At 73.6% G+C, this 25,656-nt stretch carries 17 protein-coding genes and 4 pseudogenes; 6 read left to right on the top strand and 15 right to left on the bottom strand.

Translation table 11 applies throughout. The features are described 5' to 3' along the window. The gene (locus ACQUSR_RS17565; protein ID WP_431043516.1) at nucleotides 1-1,365 is read right to left on the bottom strand and encodes an aspartate aminotransferase family protein; all 1,365 of its coding nucleotides are present in this window, start codon (nucleotides 1,363-1,365) and stop codon (nucleotides 1-3) included. 169 nt (nucleotides 1,366-1,534) lie between these two features. On the opposite strand from ACQUSR_RS17565, the gene ACQUSR_RS17560 reads away from it, so the two are divergent. The 5 genes and pseudogenes from ACQUSR_RS17560 to ACQUSR_RS17540 all read left to right on the top strand — a co-directional run. Further along, nucleotides 1,535-2,182: a DJ-1/PfpI family protein gene (locus ACQUSR_RS17560; RefSeq protein ID WP_431047649.1), complete on the top strand. Its 648-nt coding sequence runs from the start codon at nucleotides 1,535-1,537 to the stop codon at nucleotides 2,180-2,182. A 218-nt stretch (nucleotides 2,183-2,400) separates the two neighbouring features. Beyond that, nucleotides 2,401-2,841, top strand: coding sequence for a MarR family winged helix-turn-helix transcriptional regulator (locus ACQUSR_RS17555; RefSeq protein WP_431047647.1), 441 nt, complete (start codon nucleotides 2,401-2,403; stop codon nucleotides 2,839-2,841). A 92-nt stretch (nucleotides 2,842-2,933) separates the two neighbouring features. Then, on the top strand, nucleotides 2,934-3,434 hold the full coding sequence (locus ACQUSR_RS17550; protein WP_431043515.1) for a DinB family protein: 501 nt from the start codon (nucleotides 2,934-2,936) through the stop codon (nucleotides 3,432-3,434). Nucleotides 3,435-3,542: 108 nt separating this feature from the next. Then, on the top strand, nucleotides 3,543-5,186 hold the full coding sequence (locus ACQUSR_RS17545) for a serine/threonine-protein kinase (RefSeq protein ID WP_431043514.1): 1,644 nt from the start codon (nucleotides 3,543-3,545) through the stop codon (nucleotides 5,184-5,186). 131 nt (nucleotides 5,187-5,317) lie between these two features. Continuing rightward, nucleotides 5,318-6,712, top strand: a pseudogene (locus ACQUSR_RS17540) (serine/threonine-protein kinase); the annotation flags it as partial. A gap of 1,526 nt (nucleotides 6,713-8,238) precedes the next feature. On the opposite strand, the gene ACQUSR_RS17535 reads toward ACQUSR_RS17540, so the two are convergent. Continuing rightward, complete coding sequence (locus ACQUSR_RS17535) at nucleotides 8,239-9,522, bottom strand: adenylosuccinate synthase (protein ID WP_431043513.1); 1,284 nt, start codon at nucleotides 9,520-9,522, stop codon at nucleotides 8,239-8,241. Nucleotides 9,523-9,735: 213 nt separating this feature from the next. Here ACQUSR_RS17535 and ACQUSR_RS17530 point away from each other — a divergent pair. Then, nucleotides 9,736-10,150 (top strand): annotated as a pseudogene (locus ACQUSR_RS17530) (diacylglycerol kinase family protein); the annotation flags it as partial. 1,170 nt (nucleotides 10,151-11,320) lie between these two features. Here ACQUSR_RS17530 and ACQUSR_RS17525 read toward each other — a convergent pair. The 13 genes and pseudogenes from ACQUSR_RS17525 to ACQUSR_RS17465 form a co-directional block, all read right to left on the bottom strand. Continuing rightward, on the bottom strand, nucleotides 11,321-12,535 hold the full coding sequence (locus ACQUSR_RS17525) for a cytochrome P450 (protein WP_431043512.1): 1,215 nt from the start codon (nucleotides 12,533-12,535) through the stop codon (nucleotides 11,321-11,323). A gap of 338 nt (nucleotides 12,536-12,873) precedes the next feature. Further along, nucleotides 12,874-13,743, bottom strand: a pseudogene (locus ACQUSR_RS17520) (alpha/beta hydrolase family protein); the annotation flags it as partial. Nucleotides 13,744-14,028: 285 nt separating this feature from the next. Continuing rightward, a pseudogene (locus tag ACQUSR_RS17515) lies at nucleotides 14,029-14,160 on the bottom strand (alpha/beta hydrolase); the annotation flags it as partial. A 75-nt stretch (nucleotides 14,161-14,235) separates the two neighbouring features. Beyond that, nucleotides 14,236-15,606: a kynureninase gene (locus ACQUSR_RS17510; protein WP_431043511.1), complete on the bottom strand. Its 1,371-nt coding sequence runs from the start codon at nucleotides 15,604-15,606 to the stop codon at nucleotides 14,236-14,238. Next, a complete protein-coding gene (locus ACQUSR_RS17505; protein ID WP_431043510.1) occupies nucleotides 15,599-16,483 on the bottom strand; it encodes a tryptophan 2,3-dioxygenase family protein in 885 nt (294 codons plus the stop codon). Before ACQUSR_RS17505 ends, ACQUSR_RS17510 begins: the two co-directional genes overlap by 8 nt. A 233-nt stretch (nucleotides 16,484-16,716) precedes the next feature. Next, the gene (locus tag ACQUSR_RS17500; protein ID WP_431043509.1) at nucleotides 16,717-17,130 is read right to left on the bottom strand and encodes a DUF3151 domain-containing protein; all 414 of its coding nucleotides are present in this window, start codon (nucleotides 17,128-17,130) and stop codon (nucleotides 16,717-16,719) included. A 140-nt stretch (nucleotides 17,131-17,270) separates the two neighbouring features. Continuing rightward, nucleotides 17,271-18,824 carry an MFS transporter gene (locus ACQUSR_RS17495; protein ID WP_431043508.1) on the bottom strand — a complete coding sequence of 518 codons (1,554 nt, stop codon included), beginning with the start codon at nucleotides 18,822-18,824 and terminating at the stop codon, nucleotides 17,271-17,273. A gap of 136 nt (nucleotides 18,825-18,960) precedes the next feature. After that, the gene (gene fbaA, locus ACQUSR_RS17490; protein ID WP_431043507.1) at nucleotides 18,961-19,983 is read right to left on the bottom strand and encodes a class II fructose-bisphosphate aldolase; all 1,023 of its coding nucleotides are present in this window, start codon (nucleotides 19,981-19,983) and stop codon (nucleotides 18,961-18,963) included. Between the two features lie 201 nt (nucleotides 19,984-20,184). Then, nucleotides 20,185-20,724: an orotate phosphoribosyltransferase gene (pyrE, locus tag ACQUSR_RS17485; protein WP_431043506.1), complete on the bottom strand. Its 540-nt coding sequence runs from the start codon at nucleotides 20,722-20,724 to the stop codon at nucleotides 20,185-20,187. A gap of 10 nt (nucleotides 20,725-20,734) precedes the next feature. Then, the gene (locus ACQUSR_RS17480; RefSeq protein ID WP_431043505.1) at nucleotides 20,735-21,550 is read right to left on the bottom strand and encodes an aldose 1-epimerase; all 816 of its coding nucleotides are present in this window, start codon (nucleotides 21,548-21,550) and stop codon (nucleotides 20,735-20,737) included. Between the two features lie 158 nt (nucleotides 21,551-21,708). Further along, complete coding sequence (locus ACQUSR_RS17475) at nucleotides 21,709-22,629, bottom strand: SRPBCC domain-containing protein (protein WP_431043504.1); 921 nt, start codon at nucleotides 22,627-22,629, stop codon at nucleotides 21,709-21,711. Between the two features lie 212 nt (nucleotides 22,630-22,841). Then, nucleotides 22,842-24,491, bottom strand: a complete 1,650-nt coding sequence (locus ACQUSR_RS17470; protein WP_431043503.1) for a spermidine synthase — start codon at nucleotides 24,489-24,491, stop codon at nucleotides 22,842-22,844. A gap of 339 nt (nucleotides 24,492-24,830) precedes the next feature. Next, complete coding sequence (locus ACQUSR_RS17465) at nucleotides 24,831-25,367, bottom strand: DUF2617 family protein (protein ID WP_431043502.1); 537 nt, start codon at nucleotides 25,365-25,367, stop codon at nucleotides 24,831-24,833. Nucleotides 25,368-25,656 lie beyond the last annotated feature (289 nt).

The following is a 25,656-nucleotide window of genomic DNA, read 5'->3' as shown; positions in this document are numbered from 1 at the left end:
TCAGACGGTGTGCGCGTCGGCGGCGGTCAGCGCCTCGTCGAGGATGGCGAGGCCCTCCTTGGCCTCGGTCTCGGTGACGGTGCACGGCGGCACGACGTGCGTACGGTTCATGTTCACGAACGGCCACAGCCCGCGCTGCTTGCAGGCGGCCGCGAAGTCGGCCATGGGCTGGTTGGCGGGGCCGCTCGCGTTGTACGGGACCAGCGGCTCGCGCGTCCGGCGGTCCTTGACCAGGTCGAGTGCCCAGAAGACGCCCATGCCGCGCACCTCGCCCACCGACGGGTGCCGCTCGGCGAGCTCGCGCAGCCCGGGGCCGATGACCTTCTCGCCGATCTCGGCGGCGTTCTCCACGATCCGCTCCTCCGCCATCGCGTTGATCGTCGCGACGGCGGACGCGCAGGCGAGGGGGTGGCCGGAGTAGGTCAGACCGCCGGGGTAGGGGCGCTGGTCGAAGGTGGCGGCGATCTCTGCGGAGATGGCGACGCCGCCCAGCGGGACGTAGCCGGAGTTGACGCCCTTGGCGAAGGTCAGCAGGTCGGGGGTGACGCCCCAGTGGTCGGCGGCGAACCAGCGGCCCGTGCGCCCGAAGCCCGCCATCACCTCGTCCAGGATGTAGACGATGCCGTACCGGTCGCAGATCTCGCGGACCCCGGCCAGGTAGCCGGGGGGAGGGACCATGATCCCGGCCGTGCCCGGGACGGTCTCCAGGATGATCGCGGCGATGGTCTGCGGGCCCTCGAAGACGATGGTGTCCTCAAGGTGGCGCAGGGCGCGCTCGCACTCCTGCTCCTCAGTCTCGGAGTGGAACGGCGAGCGGTAGAGGAACGGCGCCCAGAAGTGGACGACGCCCGCCGAGGCGGTGTCGGAGGGCCAGCGGCGCGGGTCGCCGGTGAGGTTGATCGCGGCGGCGGTGGCGCCGTGGTACGAGCGGTAAGCGGAGAGCACCTTGCTGCGGCCGGTGTGCAGCCGGGCCATCCGGACCGCGTTCTCCACCGCCTCGGCACCGCCGTTGGTGAAGAAGATCTTGTCGAGGTCGCCGGGGGTGCGCTCGGCGACCAGCCGCGCCGCCTCGGACCGCACGTCCACGGCGAAGCCCGGGGCTATGGTGCACAGCTTCGCGGCCTGCTCCTGAACCGCCGCGACGACCTTGGGGTGCTGGTGGCCGATGTTGGTGTTGACCAGCTGGCAGGAGAAGTCGAGGTAGCGCTTCCCGTCGTAGTCCCAGAAATACGAGCCCTCGGCGCCCGCGACGGCGAGCGGGTCGATGAGGCCCTGGGCGGACCAGGAGTGGAAGACGTGCGCGCGGTCGGCGGCCTTGACGGCGGCGCCGGCGGCGGGGTCGGGGACCTGGGGAGAGACGCTCACGGGTTCGCACCTCGATCACTTGTGGACGGTCCGTTCAGCGTACGGAGCCTCCGGCACGGACCGGCACCGCCAATCTGTATGGCTTCGGCCACTTCGCTGGGCAGCGTGTCGGGGCGCCGAGCACTGCCCCGTTGACAGCACACTGTCGATAGGGCAGCATGCTGTCATGATGAATTCCACGGAACAGCAGCAGCAGCCGACCGTGCACGTGGCCGTCTACGACACGCTCGCGGACTGGGAGATCGGCTTCGCGACCGCGCACCTGCGCGACACCACCTATCACCGCGCGCCCCGCACCGGCTTCGCCATCGCGACGGTGGGCCTGACCACCGAACCGGTGACGACGATGGGCGGGCTGCGCGTCACCCCCGACCTCGCGCTCGGCGACCTGCGCCCCCAGGACAGCGCGCTGCTGGTCCTGCCCGGAGCCGGCGCCTGGGACGACGGTGACGCGAACGCGCCGTTCGCCCGTACCGCGCGCGCCTTCCTCGACGCGGGCGTCCCGGTCGCGGCGATCTGCGGCGCCACGGCGGGACTGGCGGCAGAGGGGCTGCTGGACGACCGGGACCACACCAGCGCGGCCGCCGGATATCTGGCCGCCACCGGGTACAAGGGCGGCGACCGGTACCGCGAGGCGGCGGCCGTCACCGACCGGGATCTGATCACGGCCGGCCCGACCGAGCCGATCGCGTTCGCGCGGGAGATCCTGGCCCGGCTCGACGTCTTCGAGCCGGAGGTGCTCGACGCCTGGTACCGGCTCTTCGCGGCGTCGGACGCGAGCGCGTACGAAGTGCTCGCCGCGGCGGCCCAACGGTGACCGGCACACCGGCGAACGGCGCGGCGGACGGCCCGTCGTCGAACGACGCGGCGGCGGACAGCCCGTCGTCGAACGGCGCGGCAGCGGACGGCGTGGCGGCGCACGGCTCCTCGTCGAACGGCGTGGCGGCGCACGGCCCCTCGTCAAACAGCGCGGCGGCGCACGACCCGTCGCCGAACGACGCGCCGGCGCACCGGGCATCAGAGCCCGCTCCCACACTGCTCAGCCGTACCGCGCTCGGCGTCTTCCGGCTCAACGGCCAGTTCCTGTCCGTGGCGGAGGAACTGGCCCGGCCCGCCGGGCTCACCGCCGCCCGCTGGCAGGTGCTCGGCGCGGTGCTCAACGAGCCGCTGTCCGTCGCCGGGATCGCCCGCGCCATGGGCATCACCCGGCAGAGCGTCCAGCGCGTCGCCGACCTGCTGGTGGCGGCCGGCCTCGCCGAGTACCGCCCCAACCCCGCCCACCGGCGCGCCAAGCTGCTCGCCCCCACCGAGCAGGGCCTGGAGGCGGTCCAACGCATCGTCCCCGGGCACCGCGCCCTCGCGGAACGGCTGTCCGAAGCGCTCGGCGGCGAGGCCGAGTTCCAGCGCGTCATGTCCGCCGTGGAGCGGCTGTCCGGCGCACTGGACGCGCTGGCGGAGCGGCGGCCGGCGGACTAGGACGGTTCCGCGGCAGCGGGCTCCGGGCTGCGCCCGGTGTCCGTCGGCGCAGGTCGGGCCGGCTTGTCAGACCCCGCTGTTACGGTCCGGGCATGGGAAAGCGTGTGCCCTTCACGGGCGATGAGAAGGAAAGCCTGCACGTCAGCCTCGACCGGCACCGCGACGCGGTGCTGTGGAAGCTGGAAGGTCTGGACGACGAGCAGCTGCGGCGGCCCATGACGCCGTCGGGGACGAACCTGCTCGGGCTCGTGAAGCACCTGGCGGCCGTCGAGTACGCGTGGTTCTGCGAGACGTTCGGGCGCGAGACCGAGCCGCTCCCGTTCGATCCGGACGACGAGAACGCCGACCTGCGGGTGGAGCCGCACGAGTCCACCGCCGACATCCTGGCGTTCTACGGCCGCGCCCGGGCCGCCGCCGACCAGGCGATAGTCGAGGTCGCGCTCGACGAGCTGGGCACGGCGTGGTTCGGCGACTCCGTGTCGATGCGATGGGTCCTGATCCACATGATCGAGGACACCGTGCGGCACGCGGGCCACATGGACATCCTGCGCGAGCTCATCGACGGGGCGAGCGGCGACCACCGGTCGGACTGACCCACCGGGCCACCGCCGTACCGAGCCACCGGCCGTACCGAGCCCCCGGTTATCCTCCGGCAAGGACTTTCGGGGGACGAGGACATTCGGGGGAAGGACACCGCCGTCATGGACAGCCTGGCGCCAGGGGACCCGCGCACGCTCGGTTCGTACCGGCTGCTCGGCCGGCTCGGCGCGGGCGGCATGGGCCGGGTCTACCTCGCCCGTTCCGATCGCGGGCGTACGGTCGCGGTCAAGCTCGTCCACCCGGATCTCGCGGGTCAGGAGTCGTTCCGCCACCGGTTCCGGCAGGAGGTGGCCGCGGCGCGCCGGGTCGGTGGCGAGTGGACCGCTCCGGTGCTCGACGCCGACACCGAGGCCGAGGTGCCCTGGGTCGCCACCGGCTATATCGCCGGGCCCTCGCTGCAACGCGTCGCGCGGGACTTCGGGCCGCTGCCCGAGCGGTCCGTGCGGGTGCTCGGCGCGGGGCTCGCACGCGCTCTCCAGGCCATCCACGGGGCCGGGATCGTGCACCGGGACCTCAAGCCCTCCAACGTCCTGATCACCATCGACGGGCCGCGCGTCATCGACTTCGGGATCGCCCGCGCCCTGGACTCCCTCACCGACGGCGGGCTCACCTGTACCGGAGCGGCCGTCGGCTCGCCCGGTTTCATGTCCCCCGAGCAGGTGCGCGGCGACCGCGTCACGCCCGCCAGCGACGTCTTCTGCCTCGGCTCGGTGCTGGCGTACGCGGCCTCCGGCCGGATGCCGTTCGGCGGCGAGTCCAGCGGGGTGCACGCGCTGATGTTCCGCATCGCGCAGGAAGAGCCGGACCTCACGGGCGTACCGGAGGGACTGCGCCCACTCATCTCCGCGTTCCTCGCCAAGAACCCGGCGGACCGGCCCACCCCCGAGGAGGTGGTGGACCGCACCGGAGTCGAGGAGCTGCTGACGGATCTGCGGGCCGCGGAGTACTGGCTGCCGGGCGGTCTGGTCGCCCAGTTGGGGCGGCACGCGATACGGCTGCTGGACACGGAGGACCCCGACGTGGGCGACGCGGCGCCCGCGGGCGGCATGGCGTCCCCCACGGCGATGACGCTGACCGGGTCGGGGCCGCGGCCGGGGACCCCGGTTGCCGCCGAGGACGGATATCCCCCGGCTGACGCCGCCGGCGCCCCGACTCCGGCCGCTCCCGCTCCCACGCCCGGGCCCGGGCCCGTTACGGCACCAGTCCCCGGCGGACGGCCAGGGCGGTCCAGGGCGCCGCTGGTCATCGCCGCGGTGGTCGCCGCCGCACTGGTCGGAGGCGGCGTCTACTACGTCGTCCAGCACTCGAACGACGCCGGGAACGGCGAGGGGGCCAAGGGTGGCGACGCGTCATCGACGCCGGACGCCTCAGGTCATGTGCCGAAGCGGTTCCTGGGCACATGGACCACCAGCTTCAGGACGCCCCAGGGGCCCCAGACCCGACGTATCGTCATCAGCCAGGGACGGACCGGGGCGGACGTCGCCACGATCACCGGCGAGGGCACGGACACGGTCGGGCGATACCGCTGCGTCTGGACCGCCGCCCTCACCGCGGAGGGGACGGCAGACGGCCCGCTCAAGCTGGGCCCGTCGGTCGTCACCGTCGCCGAGCCCGGCGGGTCCTCCTGCCAGTCCGGTGCGGCGAGCTACCTGACGATGCAACAAAGAGGCACGTTCCTACGGGGTTTCGTCGACGCCGACAGGCAGTCCGCCGAGCAGTCCCTTACCTACTCGCGCGTCAAGTAACGGCCTCCCGTGGGTGGTTGAAGCAGCGCCTTGGATACGGAACCGATAACGGATCGTCCGCGTCGTCCCCATCGCTCTTCGCCGCCTCCTATTCTCTGGCGAGGGTTGATCAGGGGAAGGGGCACGAACGCATGGAAGACCTGGGGGCTGAGGACCCTCGTCGGATCGGCGAGTACCGGCTGCTGCGGCGGCTGGGCGCGGGCGGCATGGGCCGGGTGTTCCTGGCGCATTCGGCACGCGGCCGCACGGTCGCCGTCAAGCTCGTCCAGACCGAACTGGCCCAACAGGCCGAGTTCCGGCGAAGGTTCAAACAGGAGGTCAAGGCCGCCCAGCGAGTCGGCGGCGACTGGACCGCTCCCGTACTCGACGCCGACACCGAAGCCGACACCCCGTGGGTGGCCACGGGCTACATCGCCGGTCCCTCCCTACATGAGGTCATCGCCGAGGGCCGCCGCCCGCTGCCCGAACGGTCCGTACGCATCCTCGGCAACGGGCTGACCCGCGCGTTACAGGACATCCATGCCGCCGGTCTCGTCCACCGCGACCTCAAACCCTCCAACGTCCTGATCACCATCGACGGGCCGCGCGTCATCGACTTCGGGATCGCCCGCGCGCTGGAGACGGTCACCGACGGCATCCTCACGCGCAGCGGCGCGGTCGTCGGGTCCCCCGGCTTCATGTCCCCGGAGCAGGTGCGCGGCGAGCGGGTCACCCCGGCCAGCGACGTCTTCTGCCTCGGCTCGGTGCTCGCGTTCGCGGGTACCGGGCGGCAGCCCTTCGGCACCGCCGACAGCGGCGTGCACGCCGTGATGTACCGCATCGCCCAGGAGGAGCCGGACCTGGCGGGGCTGCCCGAGGGGCTGGAGGGCCTGGTCCGGGACTGCCTGCGCAAGGACCCCGCCGAGCGGCCCACGCTGCCGGAGCTGCTCGAGCGTACGGCCGCGCCCGAGGACGAGGACGAGGAGACCGCCGCCGAACCGTGGCTGCCGGGCAGCCTCGTCGCCCAGCTCGGCCGGCACGCGGTGGAGCTGCTCGACGCGGAGTCGCCCGCCGCCCCGGCGGCCCTTGGCGCACCCGGCCCGATGGCCGCGGGCGCGCCCGCCCCGCCTGCCGTACCGCCGAGCGCCCCTGCGGCGTCCGGGGGTACGGTTCCGCTGCCGCCGACCGTGCCGCCCACGGCGGTGGGCGGACCCCCTCCGCCCCCGTCCGGTCCCCCGACGCCTCCGCCGCCCTCGGGGCCCCCGGCGCCTGCGCCGTCCTCGGGACCCGCGGCGCGTGCGCCATCCTCGGGACCCGCGACACCTCCGCCACCGTCCGGCCCAGCGGCAGTTCCGGCGCCGTCACAGCCTGGGGCGGCACCTCCGGCACCGTCGGGACCCGCGACACCTCCGCCGCCGACCGCGCCTCCAACGCCGACATCCTTCCCGCTGGCAGCGCCCGCCACGGAACCGGCGACGCCCCCGGCGCCGTCCGGACCGCCGGTGAACGCCCCGGCCACCCTGCCGAAGGCTCCGCCGTCGGCCCCACCCGTGCCTCCGTCGGGCGCCTCGCCGCCCCCGCCGGGCGCCGAGCCGTCGGCCCCGCCCGCGTCCGCGGCTCCCGCGGCCGCGCCCACGCCTGCGGCGTCCACCCCGGCATCGGCCTCCGCACCGGCCGCCCAGCCGGATCCACGGGCGGGGTCCGGCGCCGCTCCCGTACCGGAACGCGAACCGACGTCCACCGCCGAGCCCGCGCCGGAACCCGCCGCTGCCCCCGGGTCCGTGGCGGGGGCGGGGGCGGGCGCCGCGGTGGGGGCGGGCGTCTTCGGGCCGCCGCAGGTCACCTCGTTCGAGACGACCGGCCACACGCCGCCGGGCGGCACCCCGCCGATGGGCGGCGGTACCCCGGGCGGCCCCGGCGGCACCGGCGGCACCGGCGGCCCCGGCGGCCCCGGCGATGGCGGTCCAGGTGGCCCCGGCACCCCGCCCCCGTCGTCGCCCAAGCGCGGCAGGCGCAAGCTCGTCATCGTCTCGGCCGCCGTCGTGACGTTGCTGGTCGCGGGCGTGGCCACGTTCGCGGTCACCCGCGGCGGCGACGACAAGGACGCCGAGGCGAAGGACCGGGACGGCCGGTCGTCCGCGGCGCCCTCCCCCCGGACGCCCGGCGCGGGCGGCTCCCTCAGCCCCTCCGTCTCCGCCTCCCCGACCGACCCGGCGACCAAGCCCGTCACCACGGGCGACATCCCGGACGAGTATCTGGGCGCCTGGGAAGGCGAGATCCTGGAGGACGGCACGCCGACCGGCAAGATCCGCCGGGTCGTGCTCACCCAGGGCACGATCGGCTCCGAGGTCGCCGACACGCTGACCTCCGCCAGCGATGCGTTCTGCCAGGGGGCGGGCACGCTCAGGAAGGTGGAGAGCCTGCTGGTCATCGACACCGACGTGACCACCAGCGTGCCGCAGGACGCGTGCAGCGCCATGGGCGAGCAGACCCTGAAGGTGCGCGACGACGGCTCCATGGCCTGGACCGACACGGACAGCTCCGCGACGGCGACACTGCGGCCCACCGAATCGGGCAGCGAGCCGGTCCCCAGCACCTACCTGGGCACCTGGCAGGCGGCCGACGCGTACGGGGTGAAGAACGCGACGTTCAAGATCACCATCACGCAGGGCGCGTACGGGACCGAGGTGGCCACCACCCTCTGGCAGAGCGACGAGGCCGAGTGCAAGGGCGGCATGCGGCTCGTCTCGACAGACGGCGGGCTCGTCCTGAGCACCGAGGAGATCACCAAGGCGGTGCCGGAGGGCAAGTGCACGGCCTCCGACTCCCTCACCTTCACCGCGTCGGGTGAGAACAAGCTGCGGATCGAGTACGACTCCGACGACAGCGACGAGCCGCAGACGCAGACGTTCACCCGCCTCGACTGACCCCCGCGCCGGCACCGCCCGGAACCGTCGGGAACCGTCGCGAACCGGAAACGCCGCAGGGTCCGCCCCTCATGACGAGGGGCGGACCCTGCGGCGTATTCCGCTCAGCGGTCAGAAGCCAGAGATCAGAGGCCAGAGGCCAGAGATCAGAGGAACGAGTTGATCTCGATCGTCTCGTCGCGGCCGGGGCCGACGCCGATCGCCGAGATCGGCGCCCCGGACATCTCCTCCAGCGCCTTCACATACGCCTGGGCGTTCTTCGGCAGATCGGCGAAGGCCTTCGCCTTGCTGATGTCCTCGGACCAGCCCGGCAGCATCTCGTAGATCGGCTTCGCGTGGTGGAAGTCGGTCTGGCTGTACGGCAGCTCCTCGACCCGCTTGCCGTCGATCTCGTACGCGACGCACACCGGGATCTGCTCCCAGCCGGTCAGCACGTCCAGCTTGGTGAGGAAGAAGTCGGTGAGGCCGTTGACCCGGGTCGCGTAACGGGCGATGACCGCGTCGAACCAGCCGCAGCGGCGGTCGCGGCCGGTGGTCACGCCGCGCTCGTGGCCGATGGTGCGCAGCTTCTCGCCGTCCTCGTCGAACAGCTCCGTCGGGAACGGGCCCGCGCCGACGCGCGTGGTGTACGCCTTCAGGATGCCGATGACGCGGCTGATCTTCGTCGGGCCCACGCCCGCGCCCGTGCAGGCGCCGCCCGCGGTCGGGTTGGAAGAGGTGACGAAGGGGTATGTGCCGTGATCGACGTCGAGCAGCGTGCCCTGGCCGCCCTCGAAGAGGACGACCTTGCCCTCGTCGATGGCGTTGTTGAGCACCAGGGTCGTGTCGCAGACGTACCCGCGGATCTTGTCCGCGTAGCCCAGCAGCTCCTCGACGACCTGGTCGGCGGTGATCGCACGACGGTTGTAGAGCTTGGCGAGCACCTGGTTCTTGAAATCGAGAGCCGCTTCCACCTTCTGCTGGAGGATCGACTCGTCGAAGATGTCCTGGACGCGGATGCCGACTCGGTTGATCTTGTCGGCGTACGTCGGGCCGATGCCGCGCCCGGTGGTGCCGATCTTCCGCTTGCCGAGGAAGCGTTCCGTCACCTTGTCGACGGTCGTGTGGTACGGCGTGATCAGATGCGCGTTACCACTGATCAGCAGCTTGGACGTGTCGACGCCGCGCTCGTTGAGTCCGCTCAGCTCGGAGAGCAGGACCGCCGGGTCGACGACGACGCCGTTGCCGATGACCGGGGTGCACCCCGGGGAGAGGATTCCGGAGGGAAGGAGGTGAAGCGCATACTTCTGGTCGCCGACGACGACCGTGTGGCCGGCGTTGTTGCCACCCTGGTAACGCACCACGTAGTCGACCGAGCCACCGAGCAGGTCAGTGGCCTTTCCCTTGCCCTCGTCACCCCACTGAGCACCGAGCAGCACAAGTGCGGGCACAGGCGTACACCCCTTCCGGGCGGGGCATGTCCAACGTGCGCGGTGGCATGTGCCAGCGCAGAGCCGTCGAACCGGTGCCCCGGATAGACGAAGCCCCTGGCGCAACAGCGACAGGGGCTCTTGCACCGAGAGATTACCTGAGGAAGGACGAAGGTGTCGGCTCCAGACCTCGCCGGAGATTTTCCCGTGGACGTCCGGGAGCGCCCGCTGCTGGTGATCATCGACCCAGCCGCGTGGCAGACGGACGGCGAATCCGTGCGCATCGCGAAAGATGTGCTGTGTGCGGGCGCGCAGGCGAAGATCTGCCTGCCGGACGGGCCGGAGGAGGTCGCGCGGGCGCTGGCCCGCCGGGGCAGTAGGCGGCCCGTCGTGGTGGGGGACGACCGCGCGCTGCTGCATGTGGTGCGGCTGCTGCACCGGCAGCGTGAGCTGGCGGACACGCCGCTGTCCATGGTGCCGGTCGGCAGCGCGGCGACGGTCGGGCTCGCCCGCTCGCTGGGCGTGCCGACCGGGGCGGTCGCGGCGGCACGGACGGTCCTCGACGGCCGCGAGCGGCGGTTGGATCTGCTGACCGACGACAGCGACGGGGTGGTGCTGGGCGGGCTGCGGATCCCTTCGGGTGGAGAGGACGGTACGTACGGGGGGTACGAGCCGTATGAGCCGTACGACGAGGCGTACGAGGCCGACGAGGCTCGTGGGGCTCACGGGGCGTACGAGGCTCACGAGGCGGCGCAGGGCAGGGCGGGCGGTGCCGGCGCCGCTGCCGACGAGGCGGACGCGGCTGGCGGGACGTACGGCTCCGGCCGGGCCGGGCTCGGCGCAGCGGGCGGGCTCGGCGCAGCGGGGGCCACTGGCGGCACGGGTGCCACTGGCGACCCGGCGGCTTCTGCATCTACGCGATCTGCGGGGTCTGTGGGGGCTGTGGGGGCTGTGGAGTCCCCGGGTCCGGCAGGGCACGTGAACGGTCGGGGCGAGCCTGGCACCTCGGATGCCGCGGGAGCCTCGGAACCCGAGGACGCTTCGGGCGCCTCTCGTGCTCCCGATGCTTACGACGCCCCGGGCGCCTCGGGCAGCTCAGGTACCTCGGGCACCTCGAACGCTTCCACCCCAGGCGGGGCCGGCAGGGCCAGGAGCGGAGGCCGTCCCGCGAGGCGGCCCGGTGGTCTCTCGCACCCCGCCCGGCACCACGCGTGGTGGACACCCGCCGCTCGCACGGCGCGGACGGCACTCGCGCTGCTCACCTTGCCGGTGCCCGGCCTGGGCGGCAGCTCGCAGCGCGGGCGCCGGGTCCAGCCGCCCGCCCTGCGGCTGCGAGTGGAGGCGGACGGCTCGCTGCTGGTGGACCTGGACCGGCCGGTGCGGCGGCTCTCGGTGTCGGCGGCGGGTACGGGCCTGGCCGAGATCGTCGTCCACGTGCACGGCGTGGAGACCCCGTTGCGCGCCCGCGCCCGTGCGGTCACCGTCTCAGGACCGGACTTCCGCTATCGAGCGGACACCCTGGTCGGCGGCCCCGTGCGGACCCGGACATGGACGGTGATGGCAGACGCCTGGCGACTGCTGCTCCCCCACGCGTAAGCCGTATCGCGTCACGCGGCGGTAGTCGCATCTCGGCACAAACACCGCGCGGCGGTCATCGCATCTCGACACAGCCACCGCGCGCCCGAGACAGCACACAACCCGCCGCCGGCCGCGGCGGCTCCTCGCCACCTCAGGGGAGTGCCGCGAGGCGGCTCCCAAAGCCTCACGTCAAACCCCGTTCCGTTTGTCCACAGGCTGTGGACAAACGGAACGGGGCGGGTCAGACCTCGACCACCAGCTCCCGCAGGCCCCGGATGACGTAGCCGGGGTTCCACTCCGGCTCCCGTACCAGCCGCAGACCAGGGGCGTGCCGCAGCAACGCGCCGTAGGAAGCCGCGAGTTCCATCCGGGCCAGCGGCGCACCCAGGCAGTAGTGGATGCCCGCGCCGAAGCTGAGGTGTGGGTTGTCCTTACGGCCGAGATCGAGCGTGCCAGGGTCGTCGAAGCGGGCCGGGTCGTGATTGGCCGAGCCGAAGAGCAGCGCGACCTCGCTGCCGCGCGGGATCACGGTGCCTCCGACCTCGATGTCGTCCAGCACCCACCGCTCGAACATCTGGAGGGGCGTGTCGAAGCGCAGCAGCTCCTCGATCGCCGACGGCAGCAGCGCGTCCGGCTCGGCGCGCAGCCGGTCGAGCTGGTCGGGATGGCGGAAGAGCGTCAGCCAGCCGTTGCCGGTGCTGTTGACGGTCGCCTCGTGACCGGCGTTCAGCAGCGTCACGCAGGTGGAGACCATCTCCTGCTCGGAGAGCCGGTCCTCCGCGTCGTGCGCCGCGATCATCGCGCTGATCAGGTCCTGGCCGGGGTTGTCCCGGCGGGCCGCGATCAACTCCCGCAGATACGCGGAGAACTCCAGCGAGGCGCGGACCGCGCGCGCGGCCGTCTCCTCACCGGGATTCAGCTCGTACATGCCGCAGATGTCCGCCGACCACGGGCGCAGCTGCCCCCGGTCGGCCTCCGGAATGCCCAGCATCTCGGCGATCACCGCCACCGGCAGCGGCTCGGCGACGGCCGCTATCAGGTCCCCACCGCCCTCGGCGAGCAGCCCGTCCACCAGGTCTCCCGCCATCCGCTCGATCGTGGACGCGAGCCGCTCGACCGTACGCGGGGTGAACGCCTGGGAGACCAGGCGCCGGATACGGGTGTGGTCGGGCGGTTCCAGGTCCAGCAGTCCGTTGTCGTTGAGCGTGTGGAACGGGCCGTGCGCGGGCGGGGGCGCGGGCCGGCCGAACTCCTCGTGGGTGAACCGGTGCCGGTACGTACGGCCGAGACGGCGGTCGCGCAGCAGGGCGCTGACGTCGTCGTGACGCGGGATCAGCCATTGTTTGGTGGGCGCGAAGTAGTGGGCGCGGCCGGCTTCGCGCAGACTCGCGTACACGGGGTAGGGGTCGGCGACGAAGGACCCGCTCCACGGGTTGAACCCGGCGACTGTGGTCATGACCGGAGCGTACGGGAGCACGGCGCGCGTGAGCCGCTGCGGCGGGCTTCGGCGCTGTGGGGGCGACCGGACCCGGGTGCCGAACCCGAGCAGACCCGGGTGGCGGACCCGGGCGGCCCCAGGCTGGACCCAGGCGGACCCAGGCGAGCCCGAGCGGACCCAAGTAGCGGACGCGAGTAGCGGACCCCCGAGTAGCGGACGCCGGTCCGCGGCTTTCAGGCGCTGCTGTCGAACTCCGGCCGTCAGGCCCCGGGTCCGAGCACCGGCCCTCGATCTCCCCCGGACCTCGTCCGGGTGCCTCCGGACGGGCCGGGTTCCGTGACGCGGGCGAGTTCCGTGACGCGGGCGAGTTCCGCCACCACCGTGTCGGCCGCGGGCGCGGCCGGGTCGATCAGCGGGAAGTGGCCCGTCCCGGCGAGCAGGGTGAACCGGACCCGCTGTCCGGCCCGTGCCGCGGCGGCCGCGAACGCCTCCGCGACCGGCGGTGGAACGTCGATGTCAGTGGCGCCCTGCACGATGGTGGTGGCGATGCCGGTGGGGAGCAGCACGGCGGGATCGGTGTAGGGCGAGCGTGCCCGCATGTGCTCCGCCCCGCCGAGCAGTTCGTCGACGGCGTCCGAGCACACGCGCAGTTCCCGCGCCGTGCGGAACTCCGCGATGGGGGCCAGCGCGACCACACCGAGAACGGGGGGAGGCGAAGGGAGATGCCAACGCGAGCCGGTCGGCAGCCGATGGCGCGCGGCCGCCCACAGCGCGGCGTGCCCACCCGCGGAGTGGCCGCAGAGCACGATGCGGTCGGGGTCGGCGTGAGCCGGGATCCGTGTGCGTACGAGCTCGGGCAGCGCGTCCATGGCGGCGGCGATGTCGTCGAACGTCTCCGGCCACCGCCCGGCCGGTGGCACGTCCGGGGCGCTGTCCGCCGCTTCCTGACGGCCCTTCGGGGCACCGTCGGACGCCGTGTCGGCGCGCTCCTCGCCGCCGCGCCGGTACTCCACGGACGCGACGGCGAAGCCGCGCCCGGCGAGGTACGCGGCGAACGGCGACAGGTGCCACCGGTCGTAGCGCGCCCGCCAGGCACCGCCGTGGAAGAGCACGACGAGCGGCGCGGGGGCACCGGCCTTACCGGCGCCCCCCTCAGCGCAGGGCAACCCGGCGGCCGCCTCGGGAGAGGGCGGGTCGGACGACCCGGCGGGCTCGGTGCGGGGCAGGTCAGGCGATCCACCGCCGGTACGAGACGACTCGGGCGGGCCGGCGTCTTCGCTGGGGTCCGGTTCGGACGGCCCGACGGCCGCGACGCCGGACAGGACAGACCGCCAACCGGGCCCGATGCCGAACAGGGCGGACGGCTCGCCGGGCGGGGTGCGGGGCAGACCCGGCGGCTCGCCGGGCTCGGTGCGAGAGGGATCGGCGTGCCCAGCGCTCTCAGCACGGGGCGACTCGGACCTCACGGCACCCCCGGCGTGGGGCGGGTCGGACGGCCCGTCCGGCGACCCGCCGGGCCCGGTGCGGGGCAGGTAGAAGTCCACGACCTGGTCCGGGTGTTCGCCGTACGCGGCGGACACGTCCGGAGCGACGGGCGCGTGCCCGAAGGCCGACTCCTCCTCGGCGGCGGCCCGCCGCGCGGAGCTGAGGCTGCCGTCCGCCTCCGGCCCGCTGAGCCCGCTGGGCCCGCCGCCCTCCTGCCCTCGCACCGTCACGGGCTAGGACACCCCCTCGGATGTCCCGGTGCCCTCGCCCAGCACCTCGGCCAGCACCCGGGCCGCGCGCTCCGCGTCGGCGAAGCCCGTATAGAGCGGGGTGAAGCCGAAGCGCAGCACGTCGGGGCGGCGGAAGTCGCCCACGACACCGCGCCGGATGAGCTCGTTCATCACCGCACCCGCGTCGGAACAGCGCAGCGAGACCTGGCTGCCGCGCTCCCCGTGCTCGGCGGGGGTGACCGACGTGACCCGGCCCGCGGGGACGTACGTCCCGACGCAGCGCAGGAAGAAGTCGGTCAGGGCCAGGCTCTTCGCGCGGACGTCCTCGATCTCCACGCCGTCCCAGACGTCGAGCGCCGCGTCGAGGGCCAGCAGCGACAGGATGTCGGGAGTGCCGACCCGGCCGCGGACCGCGCCGTCGGCCGGGGCGTAGTCGGCCTCCATGCCGAACGGGTCGGCGTGCGAGTTCCAGCCCGGCAGCGGGGAGTCGAAGCGGGGCTGGAGATCCCGGGCCACGTACAGATACGCGGGCGAACCGGGCCCGCCGTTGAGGTACTTGTACGTGCAACCGACCGCGAAGTCGACACCGTGCGCGTCCAGCCCGACCGGCAGCGCGCCCGCGCTGTGGCACAGGTCCCACACCACGCGCGCGCCGGCCGCGTGCACGGCGGCCGTGATGCCGGGCAGATCGTGCAGTCGTCCGGTGCGGTAGTCGACGTGGTTGACGAGCGCGACCGCGGTGCGCGGCCCGGCGGCTGCCGCCATCTCGCCCGGCGGCACGGGCCGCAGGGTGCAGCCGGTCAGCCGGGCCGCGGACCGCGCGATGTAGCCATCGGTGGGAAAGGTGGTGGCGTCGACCAGGATCTCGTCCCGGGCGTGCACGCCGCCCTCGCCGCCCGGGGCCATGGCACCGCCATCCCCGGCGACCGCGTCATCCGCGCCGCCCGGGGTCACCGCACCGCCCGAGATCACCGTGCCTCGTGCGGGCGCCGCGCCGCCCGGGGGCGCGGCGCCGACTGCGCCGCCCGCCTGGGCGATCCGTACCGCCGCGACGACGGCCTTGAAGACGTTCACGCTCGTCGAGTCGCCGACGACGACCTGGCCCGGCGCGGCCCCGATCAGGCGGCCGACGCGGTCGCCGACGCGCTCGGGCGCGGTCCACCAGCCGCTCTCGTCCCACGAGCGTATGCGCAGCCGCCCCCACTCGTGGGTGATCACCTGCTGCAGGCGCGGGGCGACGGAGTGCGGCAGGGCACCCAGCGAGTTGCCGTCGAGGTAGACGGTGTCGCTGTCGAGGGCGAACCGGTCGCGGACCTTGGCGAGTTCGTCTGCGGCATCGAGCCGCGCCGCCTCTGCGGCCAGCTGCTCAGACATGGCTGCGCGCCGTCCACAGCTCGGGGAAGACGTTCTTCGCCGCGCGCTTCTCCAGCCAGGCCACGCCCGCCGAGCCGCCGGTGCCCGTCTTGGCGCCCATGGCCCGCCGGGTCGCGACGAGGTGGTCGTTGCGCCAGCGCCACACCAGCTCGGCGACCTCGGTCAGCTGCTCGCCCAGCCGGACCAGCTCGCTGTCGCCCGCTCCGGCCTCGGCGTAGATCCGCCGCCACACCTCTTCGACCAGCGGATCCGGCTCATACCGCCGGGTGAGATCGCGGTCCAGCACGGACCGCGGGACCGCGCAGCCGCGGCGGGCGAGGAAGGCCAGCACCTCGTCGTAGAGGCTGGGCTCGGCGAGCGCCTTCTCCAGCTCCTCGTGGACACGCGGCGAGCCCCGGTGCGGCACCAGCATGGACGCGGACTTCTCGCCCAGCAGGAACTCCAGCCGCCGGTACATCGCGGACTGGAAGCCGGAGCCCTCGCCGAGGGCGGAACGGTAGGCGTTGAACTGCCCGGGCGTGAGGTGGGCGAGCGGCTTCCACGAGTCGTTCAGGGACTCCAGCTCATGGCCGGAGCGCCGCAGCGCGGCCATCGCGGTCGGCAGGTCGTCCTCGCGCAGCGCCTGCGCGGCGGTCTCCCACTCGTGGACGATGACGGTGAACCACAGCTCCATGACCTGGGTCGTGACCAGGAAGACCATCTCGCCGGGGTCGTCCGACCGGGGATGCTGCAAATGCGTGAGGACGGACGCCTGGACGTAGTCCTCGTAAGGGGTGGTGCCCTGGAAGTCGAGATTCGGGGTGTCCGGGTCCGCCTCGTTCCCGTGCTGGGGCTGGGCCTGAGCCTGGGCGTGGTACGCGTCGTGATGTTGCGACATCACTGTCTCCTCGGTACAGCGTCCGGGTAGCGGTCCGCTCCTTCCTCATCGGCGATGGAGCCCCGGTCCCCTCAGGACCCGAGATCGCCCGGGTCCTGAGCGCATCATGCGCGGCCCGCGCGCGTACGGCAAGGGCCTGCCTGGTCGGTATCCGCCCAGGCAGGCCCGGAAGCCGGACGCGTACGCGCACGAAGTGCCTTCGTACGGTCCCGATCAGCCGTACTCGACGCGCCTCAGGAGAGCGTGTCCGCCGCGGTCGGGGAGCTGTCCCGCAGGAAGGTCGTGCAGCGCTCGTACTCCTCCTGCTCGCCGATCGCCTGGGCGGCGCGGGCGAGCGCGTGCAGCGCGCGCAGGAAGCCGCGGTTGGGCTCGTGCTCGAACGGCACCGGGCCGTGCCCCTTCCAGCCGCTGCGGCGCAGCGCGTCCAGGCCGCGGTGGTAGCCGGTGCGGGCGTACGCGTAGGACTCGACGACCCGGCCGGCCTCGAAGGCCTCATCGGCGAGCTGCGCCCAGGCGAGGGACGACGCCGGGTACTTCGCGGCGACCTCGGTGGGGGCCGCGCCCGAGGCGAGCAGCTCGCGCGGCTCGGGATCGTCGGGCAGGTGGGTCGGGGGCGGTCCCCCGAACAGGTTCTCGTGAATGGCCATGGGACCCAGTCTGCCGGACGGCCCGCCACGACGGCCGCCTCCGTTGGCTCCACGGGGACGAGCGGGAGGCGGGAGCGGGAGCGGGAGCGGGAGCGGGACCAGCGAAGCTACGGGGAGGAGCGGGCGCGGGGCCAGGGAAGCTACGGGGAGGAGCGGGGCGGGGGACGGTCACCTGGGTGGTGCGTCGGCTCCGGCTCGCCGGGGTCCAGCGGGGGCGCGGCCACCGCGCAGTGCGTGCGGCACTCGGCCCGGCAGTGCGGCGGCTCCCCCTCCGCCGCGGGCGCCAGCACATCGGACCGCACCGTGAACCAGGCGAGCAGCGCGCCGAGTACCAGCAGCACCGCGCACAGCCCCATCGCGAGCCGGAAGGCGTCGTCGAAGCGGTCCGCCGAGCGGTACGCGTCCGGGTCCATGCCGGCGAGCAGCGGCAGGGCCGCCACCGCGAGGAGCCCCGCCGCGCGCGCCGCCGCGTTGTTGACGCCGCTGGCCAGGCCCGCCCGGCTCACATCCACAGAGGCCAGCACGGTCGCGGTGAGCGGGGCGACCAGCGTGACCATGCCGGCCCCGAGCACGAGCAGCGCGGGCAGCACGTCCCGCCAGTACACCGCGTCCTCGCCGACGCGCGCCATCAGCAGCATCCCGGCCGCGCACAGCAGCGGCCCGACCGTGAGCGGGATACGCGGGCCGATCCGTCGCCCCAGCTCGCCGGAGCGGGCGGACAGCAGCAGCATCAGCACCGTGGTGGGCAGCAGGGCGGTACCGGCGGCGAGTGCGGAGTAGCCCGTCACGATCTGGAGCTGGAGCACGGCGAGGAAGAAGAAGCCGCCGAACGCCGCGTAGACGCAGAGGGTGACCGCGTTGACGGCGCTGAACTGCCGCGACGTGAAGATCCCGAACGGCAGCATCGGATCCGGTCGCCGCCGTTCCACCACGGCGAACACGGCGGCCAGCAGCAGCCCGCCGACGGCCGAGCCGAGCACGGCGGCCGAGGCGCCCCGCTCCGGCGCCGCGATCAGCGCGTAGGTGACCGCGCCGAGTGCCAGCGCGCCGAGCCCCGCGCCGAGCACGTCGAACCGCCCGTGAGCATGCGGGTCCCGGGAGTCCGGTACGTGCCGCAGCGCGACGGGGACGCACAGCGCCGCCAGCGGCACATTGAGCAGGAACACCCAGCGCCAGCCGGGCCCGTCCACCAGCCAGCCGCCGACGAACGGCCCGACGGCCGCGCCGACCCCGCCGAACCCCGACCACACGCCGACCGCCCGCGCGCGGTCGTCGGGGTGGAAGGTCGACTGGATCAGCGCCAGCGAGCCGGGCGTGAGCAGCGCCCCGCCGATGCCCTGGAACGCGCGGGCGGCGACGAGGACCCCGGCGTTCGGCGCCAGCCCGCACAGCAGCGAGGCGACCGCGAACCACACCACGCCGATGACGAAGATCCGCCGCCGCCCGAACCGGTCCCCGAGCGCCCCGCCCAGCAGGATCAGCGCGGCCAGCGTGAGCATGTAGGCGTTCACGGTCCACTGGAGCGCGGCGAGACCGGCACCCAGATCGGCTCCGATGCGCGGCAGGGCCACGTTGACGACGGTGCTGTCGAGCAGCGCCATGCCCGATCCGAGGACGGTGGTGAGCAGCACCCAGCGCCCCACGGGCGTGGCGAGCCGGACGGCGCCGGGCGCCGCCGACGCGGACTCGGTCATGCCCCGATCCTCCCCGCACCCCTGCCCGGCGGCCACCTCTGCGGCGGACACGGCGCGGGCCCGGCACCCCGTGTCCGGGGTACCGGGCCCGCCGCCCGTACACAGGTCAGGCGCTGGTCAGCCGCTGCTCAGGCGCCTACTTGAGCTTGGTGCCCGTCGAGCGCAGGTCCGCGCACGCCTTGGTGACGCGCTCGGCCATGCCCTTCTCGGCCAGCTTGCCCCAGCTGCGCGGGTCGTAGGTCTTCTTGTCGCCGACCTCGCCGTCGACCTTCAGCACGCCGTCGTAGTTGCGGAACATGTGGTCCGCGACCGGGCGGGTGAAGGCGTACTGGGTGTCGGTGTCGAGGTTCATCTTCACCACGCCGTTCTCCAGCGCGGTGCGGATCTCCTCCTCCGTGGAGCCGGAGCCGCCGTGGAAGACGAAGTCGAACGGGTCGGTCTTGCCGTGCTTGGCGGCCACGCCGTCCTGGAGCTCACGCAGCAGCTCCGGGCGGAGCACGACGTTGCCCGGCTTGTAGACGCCGTGGACGTTGCCGAACGAGGCGGCCAGCAGGTAGCGGCCCTTCTCGCCCAGGCCGAGGGCCTCGGCGGTCCGCTCGACGTCGGCGACGGTGGTGTACAGCTCGTCGTTGATCTCGTGCGTGACGCCGTCCTCCTCGCCACCGGTCGGGGTGATCTCGACCTCGAGGATGATCTTGGCCTTCACGGCCTCGGCGAGCAGCTCCTGCGCGATGGCCAGGTTCTCGTCCAGCTTCTCGGCGGAGCCGTCCCACATGTGGGACTGGAACAGCGGGTTCTGGCCGGCGGCCACGCGCTCCTGGGAGATCGCGAGCAGCGGACGGACGTAGCCGTCGAGCTTGTCCTTCGGGCAGTGGTCGGTGTGCAGCGCGATGTTGACCGGGTACTTCTTGGCCACGACGTGCGCGAACTCGGCCAGCGCGACCGCGCCGGACACCATGTCCTTGCTGTACTGACCGCCCAGGAACTCGGCGCCACCGGTGGAGATCTGGATGATGCCGTCGCTCTCGGCCTCGGCGAAACCGCGCAGCGCGGCGTGCAGCGTCTGCGTCGAGGTCACGTTGATCGCCGGGTAGGCGAACTTGCCTGCCTTCGCCCGGTCGAGCATCTCGTTGTAGATCTCGGGGGATGCGATGGGCATGTGTCCGCTCCTTGTGATGTGCGGGGTTTCTTCTGCGCCCTGACCTAGGGGGGCGACGTCATCGTCGCGCCTATCCTCGCAGACTCTGTCAATTGCTCCAGACGGCGCCTCGACCGGTACGCCGAAGGGGTGCGGTGTTTCACGTGAAACACCGCACCCCTTGGGAGAAACTCAGAAAAGTCGCAGATCAGCGCGGGTTGATCAGCCCAGGTCGAGATCGGCCAGCGAGTACGCCGGCAGATACCGGAGCCCGGCCTCGGCGATCGCCGGAGCGGCACCCCGCTCCACGATCGTGGCCACCGCCACGACCTCCGCGCCCGCCTCGCGCGCCGCCTCCACGGCCGTCAGCGGGGAGCCGCCGGTGGTGGAGGTGTCCTCGACCACCAGAACCCGGCGGCCCTTGATGTCCGGGCCCTCGATCCGCCGCTGCATGCCGTGCGTCTTCTGCGCCTTCCGCACGACGAACGCGTCCAGCTTGCGGCCGCGGGCGGCGGCGGCGTGCAGCATCGACGTGGCGACCGGGTCGGCGCCCAGGGTCAGGCCGCCGACCGCGTCGTACTCCAGGTCGGCCGTCGCGTCGAGCATGACCTGCCCGACCAGCGGGGCGGCCTCGGCGTCCAGGGTGATCCGGCGCAGGTCGATGTAGTAATCGGCCTCCAGCCCGGAGGAGAGGGTCACCTTGCCGTGGACCACGGCCTTGTCCTTGATCTGTGCCAGCAGGGCGTCACGCGCATCGCTCATGCGTATGAGACTAGTCGAGCGTGCGCCAGCGCCACGTCGTGGAGATCTCCAGCGGGTCGATCGGGGTGACCAGGCGCGGCAGCGTGTTCAGGCCGTTGGGCGGGCCGGACTGCGGCTCGACGCAGACCGCCTCGGCCTGCTCGTCGTAGACCACGACCCACTCGCTGCGGCTGGTGATCGTCAGCTCCAGCCGCTTCGGCCAGGTGAGGGTCACCTCCACCCCATCCGCCATCCCGAAGCAGTCGTCCCAGGGGCCGGGCAGCGGGGCGATGCGGCGCCCGGTGGGCAGGTGGTCCTCGCCCCGCTCCTCCTGCCAGTCGGCGGTGAAGGACAACTCGACGTCGGCGCCGCCCTGGCCGAGGTCGCGCAGGAACCACGGGTGCCAGCCCGCCTGGGCCGGGAAGGAGTCGCCGATCGTCTCCACGCTCATCGCCATCGTGAGACTGTCCGGCACCAGCTCGAAGACCTGGGTGACGCGGCCGGGGTACGGCCAGGGGGCGGCGAGGTCGTAGGTGAAGGACGCGGCGGTCTCCGTCACGTGGGCGGGGCGCCAGGCGGTGTCGCGGCCCGTTCCGTGGATCGCGTGCGGCGGGGCGTTGAGGGGCAGTTGGTGGCGCTCTCCGCCGTTGCGGAACTGGCCCAGCTCGACCCGGCCGCACCACGGCACCATCGGGAACGAGCCGAACTTCGGGCCTTGGCGCAGCAGTTCCGTTCCGCCGATCCGCAGGGAGCCGACACGGCAGCCGTTGTCCGGCAGGACGGTCAGCTCGGCGTCGCCGGCGGCCAGCCGCACGCCCTGGGCCTCCGTTGTGTTGTGGGTGGTCACGACTCCGACCCTATGCGGCCGCGGCGGGCGGAGGTAGGAGGCGCCGACCCGGTGGCCCGCCGCGGCCCACCTGCCCGCCCGTACCCGCCGTCCGCTTACCCGCCCGTACCTACCGCCCTACGGCCCGCCTGCCCGCCCGTACCCGCGGGCGGTCCGGCTCAGCGGCGGCGGCGCAGGACGCGGCGGCCGACGACGACGGCCGACGCGAGGACGAACGCGGCGGCGGGCGCGGCCCAGCGCAGCGCGGCACCGGCAGGGGCCGCGTCGGGGGCGGGAACGGGGGCGTACCGGCCGCGGGGCGGGGCGTGGTCGACCTCTTCGGTGCTGCGGCCGATCATCGTGCGGCGGGCGTGCGCGGCCTCGGCGGGGGGCTCGCCGTCCAGACCGTCCAGCGGGTCGACACCGTCGATGCCATCGATGCCGTCGGCCCCGTCCAGATCGCTGACCCCGTCCAGATCGCCGACGGCGTCCAGATCGGCGCCACCGGGGTCGTACCCGGCGTCGCCGCCGGGCTCCGCCGCCGTATCGCCGCCGGACTCCGCGACGTCGTCCGGCGCGGTGCCGCGAGCCTCCGCCTCAGGCCGGTTCTCGGCCCCCACCCCAGGCGGGTTCCCGGGCGGGTTCCCGGCCGCCGCGTCCTCGGGGGCGTCTGAGGCCAGCCCCGCCGCCAGGTTCGAGGCGAAGCGGTCCAGCAGCCGGCGGGCGACCGCCTCCCCGGTCTGCGCGTCGTACTCCGCCAGGCGGCCCTCGCTGCGTACAGACGCGGAGCAGGCCAGCCGGGTCCCGCCGTCCGCCGCCGCCGGCACGACGGTGAGCACGGCCTTCAGGCCGCCGTCACCGCGCACCTCCACGGCCTCCGCCTCGGCCTCGAAGACCCCGTCGCGCTCGGCGACGCGGAGCGTGCCGCGGTAGGTGATCGTGTGCCCGCCGATACGGAGGCGCAGCCGTCCGGCGATCGGGCCGGCCGACTCGTCGGCGTCCTGCTGGAGACCGGGGATGCTGCGGGCGATACGGGCGGGGTCGGCGAGGGCCCGCCGGACGGTGTCGACGGGAAGCGCAACGAACACCTCATGCTCCATGTCCACCGAGCCTACCCACGGTCCCCGTCCTCAGCGCCGCTCCCGCGCAACTTTCGCGCGCCACCGTACGCCGCCGCGCCCCGTGCCGTACGCTCCGCCCCCATCAGGCCCTCCGCCCGCCCCATCCCGCTCCTCCCCGCGTGGCCGCGCGCCCGCGCCCCGTGCGCCCCGCCCCGCCCCCGTCCGGGCGCGAAGCGTTCGCCGGACCCGGCCTAACCCGTGTAGCGCGGGTGCATCAGGGTCGAGACCGGAGCCACCGGCGCCCGCCGCTCCGCCGCACAGCGGGCCGCCCGCCGCAGCCCCTTCGCCGTCACCGCGCGCAGCGGGGGCACCCGTGGCGACAGGTCCAGCCGGGGACGTCCGCGACCGGCCAGGACGAAGCCCCAGTCCGGCGGGGCGGCGTGCCGCGCGCCGTCCGGCCCGGGGCGCCACGCGCAGCCCCGCGCGCCGCCGACCGCGTACGGCACCGTCAGCAGCCCCACCGACCGCACCGTCGCGTCAACCGTCCAGAAATCCCGCGGCCGGGCGCAGAGCGAACCGGCGTGCACCGTCAGCCGCCCGCCCGGTGCCAGCGCCCGCCGCATCAACCCGTAGAACTCATGGGAGTACAGCCTGGTGCCGGCGGTGGCAGTCGGCCCGGGGAGGTCGGAGATCACCACGTCGAACCGGCCCGGCCCGTCCCGACCGGCGCGGCCGCGGAGCCAGCCGAAGGCGTCGCCCGTCACCAGCCGGACCCTCGGGTCGTCCAGGGAACGCGCGTTGAGGGCGGAGAGTCCCGGATCCGTGCGGGCGAGCCGGACCAGTCCCGGGTCGAGTTCCAGCACGGTCACCGACGCGACATCGGCGTACCGCAGCACTTCGCGCGCCGCCAGCCCGTCGCCGCCGCCCAGCACCAGCACCCGCCGGTGCGCACCGGACATCGCGGGGTGGACGAGCGCCTCGTGGTAGAGCGCGTCGTCGCGGGCGCTGATCCGCAGCCGGCCGTCGAGGTACAGGCCCAGCGGCGCCCCGCCCCGGCCGTCGCCCGCGCCTCCGCCCTGGACGCCGCGTCCGCCCTGGAAGCCGCGTCGGCCCTCACTCTCTGCTTCGCTCCCGCTCCCGCCCTCCACGCCGCCCGTGAGGACGATCTCCTGTACGCCGGTGCGGACCGCGACCCGTACGTCCGCGCCGTAGACGGCCCGCCGCGCGGCGCTCTCGAACGGGCCGGTCAGCGCGGCGCCGACGGCGAGCAGCGAGAGCACCATGACGTTGGCGGCGACCAGCGTCCACCGCGCCCGCACGGTCAGTTCGCGCCGGAAGAGCCACAGCACCAGCCCCCCGCCCGCGACCGCGTTGACCGCGCCCGTCAGCAGGGCGCCGGTCAGCTGGCCGAGCGCGGGCAGCAGCAGGAACGGGAAGGCCAGCCCGCCCACCAGCGCGCCCACATAGTCGGCCGCGAACAGGTCGGCCACCGCGCAGCCCGCGTCCTGCCGCCGCACCCGTTGGATCAGGGTCATCAGCAGCGGCACCTCGGCGCCGATGAGCACCCCGATGGCGAGCGCGAAGCCGACGAGCGCGGTGCCCGACTCCCCGGCCCAGGCGAAGCTCGCGTACAGCGCCATCGCCGAACCGCCGCCGACGAGCGCGAGGAGCGCCTCGACCGCGGCGAAGCCGAGCGCGGCGCGGCGGCGCAGCGGCTTGGCGAGCAGCGAGCCCATCCCCATGGCGAAGACCATGACCGCCAGGACCACGGACGCCTGGGTGACCGAATCGCCCGTCAAGTGCGCGGCCAGGGCGACGAGTTCCAGTTCGTATACCAGGCCGCAGGCCGCGCAGATGAAGGCGGTGGCCAGGACGGAGAAACGGCCGAGCCCGGCGGGCACGGGGACGCCTGGCGGCGACTCCCGCCGCGGCGGAGGGGGGGCGGCCGGAACGGCGCACCGGGCGGACTCCCCACCGTAGGGAGGCGAAGAATCGATCACGCAGAAACGCTACGTCACGACGCACTCACCCCCGGTCACTCACACGGGTGCAATCCGTCCGCCGGCAAGGGCACGGGATTCCCCTATCCGGTGCGACTATCCGGTGCAACCAACGGCGCCGGGTCACACGACCGCACGGGCTACGACGGATCACACCGCCACGTCAGGCCATACGACCGCCCGGGCTGCAACGGATCACGCCACCGCGTCGGCGCGCACAACCGCATGGGTCACAACGGACTACGCCACCGCGTCGGGCTGCAACGGAGCCGCGGCGCGCACGCCCACGCGCGTGCGCGTCGCGACCAGCCGGCCCTCCTGCGGATAGGCGTGCCAGGTCCGCCAGCCCACCTGCCCGTCGCTGCGCTGCGCGAGCATCGCGGTGAAGGCGTGCGGGTCGCCGGGAAAGGTTCCGGCGAGTCCGTGCGGATGGTCGGCGACAAGGGCCAGCAGCTCCTGGGCCCGCCCGGCGAACGAGCCGCGGGAGAGCGTCTCGACGCGCGCCGCGAACTCGTACTCCCGTTCTCCGACCAGGGTGGAGACCCCCAGCGGCAGCGGGGTGCTGCTGCCGGGCATGCAGGCCACGGTCTCCGAACAGGTGCCGTCCCCATTGTCGAGGATCACTTGATGCGAGGCGCCGAGCAGCCTCAACTGCACTTTCACATGGCCGAATTGGAGGCCGAGCGCGGCGAGGGCGGGGAGCGGCTCCCGTCCCAGACACCAGGCGAGGTCGGCGGCGCGGGTATCGATGTAGGCCGTCTTCAGGGTCGTGAGCATGAATCGGCTCCGCAAGCACGCAGTAGAGAAGGTGGGCCGGGCCACTCTCTGGAGCGGACCAGAGGCGTCGGGGGCGCGCCGGCTCGTGCCTACGTTGGGGGTCCGTAGGGTCCGGGAATACGGAATCATGAAATGCACGGCGCCACAGCGTTTTTACCCATGTTCGCCGGGTTTCCATCCCGTCGGGCGCACTCGCGTTCAACTGTTCAACCACCATGCGCCCGGCGCACGTTGGCATCTGGGGGGCGCTTCAGAAGCGGCGCGGGGCGTACGGACGCACCTCCGACGC

Source organism: Streptomyces sp. P1-3 (genome assembly GCF_050613155.1).
Taxonomy (GTDB): domain Bacteria; phylum Actinomycetota; class Actinomycetes; order Streptomycetales; family Streptomycetaceae; genus Streptomyces.
The sequence above is the reverse complement of the archived record's forward strand: the minus strand, read 5'-3'. Positions and strand labels throughout refer to the sequence as shown.

Coding starts and splice junctions, on each gene's coding strand:
- ACQUSR_RS17560 (WP_431047649.1), top strand. CDS start 1,535: ATGAATTCCACGGAACAGCAGCAGCAGCCGACCGTGCACGTGGCCGTC.
- ACQUSR_RS17550 (WP_431043515.1), top strand. CDS start 2,934: ATGGGAAAGCGTGTGCCCTTCACGGGCGATGAGAAGGAAAGCCTGCAC.
- ACQUSR_RS17545 (WP_431043514.1), top strand. CDS start 3,543: ATGGACAGCCTGGCGCCAGGGGACCCGCGCACGCTCGGTTCGTACCGG.
- ACQUSR_RS17525 (WP_431043512.1), bottom strand. CDS start 12,535: ATGACCACAGTCGCCGGGTTCAACCCGTGGAGCGGGTCCTTCGTCGCC.
- ACQUSR_RS17510 (WP_431043511.1), bottom strand. CDS start 15,606: ATGTCTGAGCAGCTGGCCGCAGAGGCGGCGCGGCTCGATGCCGCAGAC.
- ACQUSR_RS17505 (WP_431043510.1), bottom strand. CDS start 16,483: ATGTCGCAACATCACGACGCGTACCACGCCCAGGCTCAGGCCCAGCCC.
- ACQUSR_RS17500 (WP_431043509.1), bottom strand. CDS start 17,130: ATGGCCATTCACGAGAACCTGTTCGGGGGACCGCCCCCGACCCACCTG.
- ACQUSR_RS17495 (WP_431043508.1), bottom strand. CDS start 18,824: ATGACCGAGTCCGCGTCGGCGGCGCCCGGCGCCGTCCGGCTCGCCACG.
- fbaA (WP_431043507.1), bottom strand. CDS start 19,983: ATGCCCATCGCATCCCCCGAGATCTACAACGAGATGCTCGACCGGGCG.
- pyrE (WP_431043506.1), bottom strand. CDS start 20,724: ATGAGCGATGCGCGTGACGCCCTGCTGGCACAGATCAAGGACAAGGCC.
- ACQUSR_RS17475 (WP_431043504.1), bottom strand. CDS start 22,629: ATGGAGCATGAGGTGTTCGTTGCGCTTCCCGTCGACACCGTCCGGCGG.
- ACQUSR_RS17465 (WP_431043502.1), bottom strand. CDS start 25,367: ATGCTCACGACCCTGAAGACGGCCTACATCGATACCCGCGCCGCCGAC.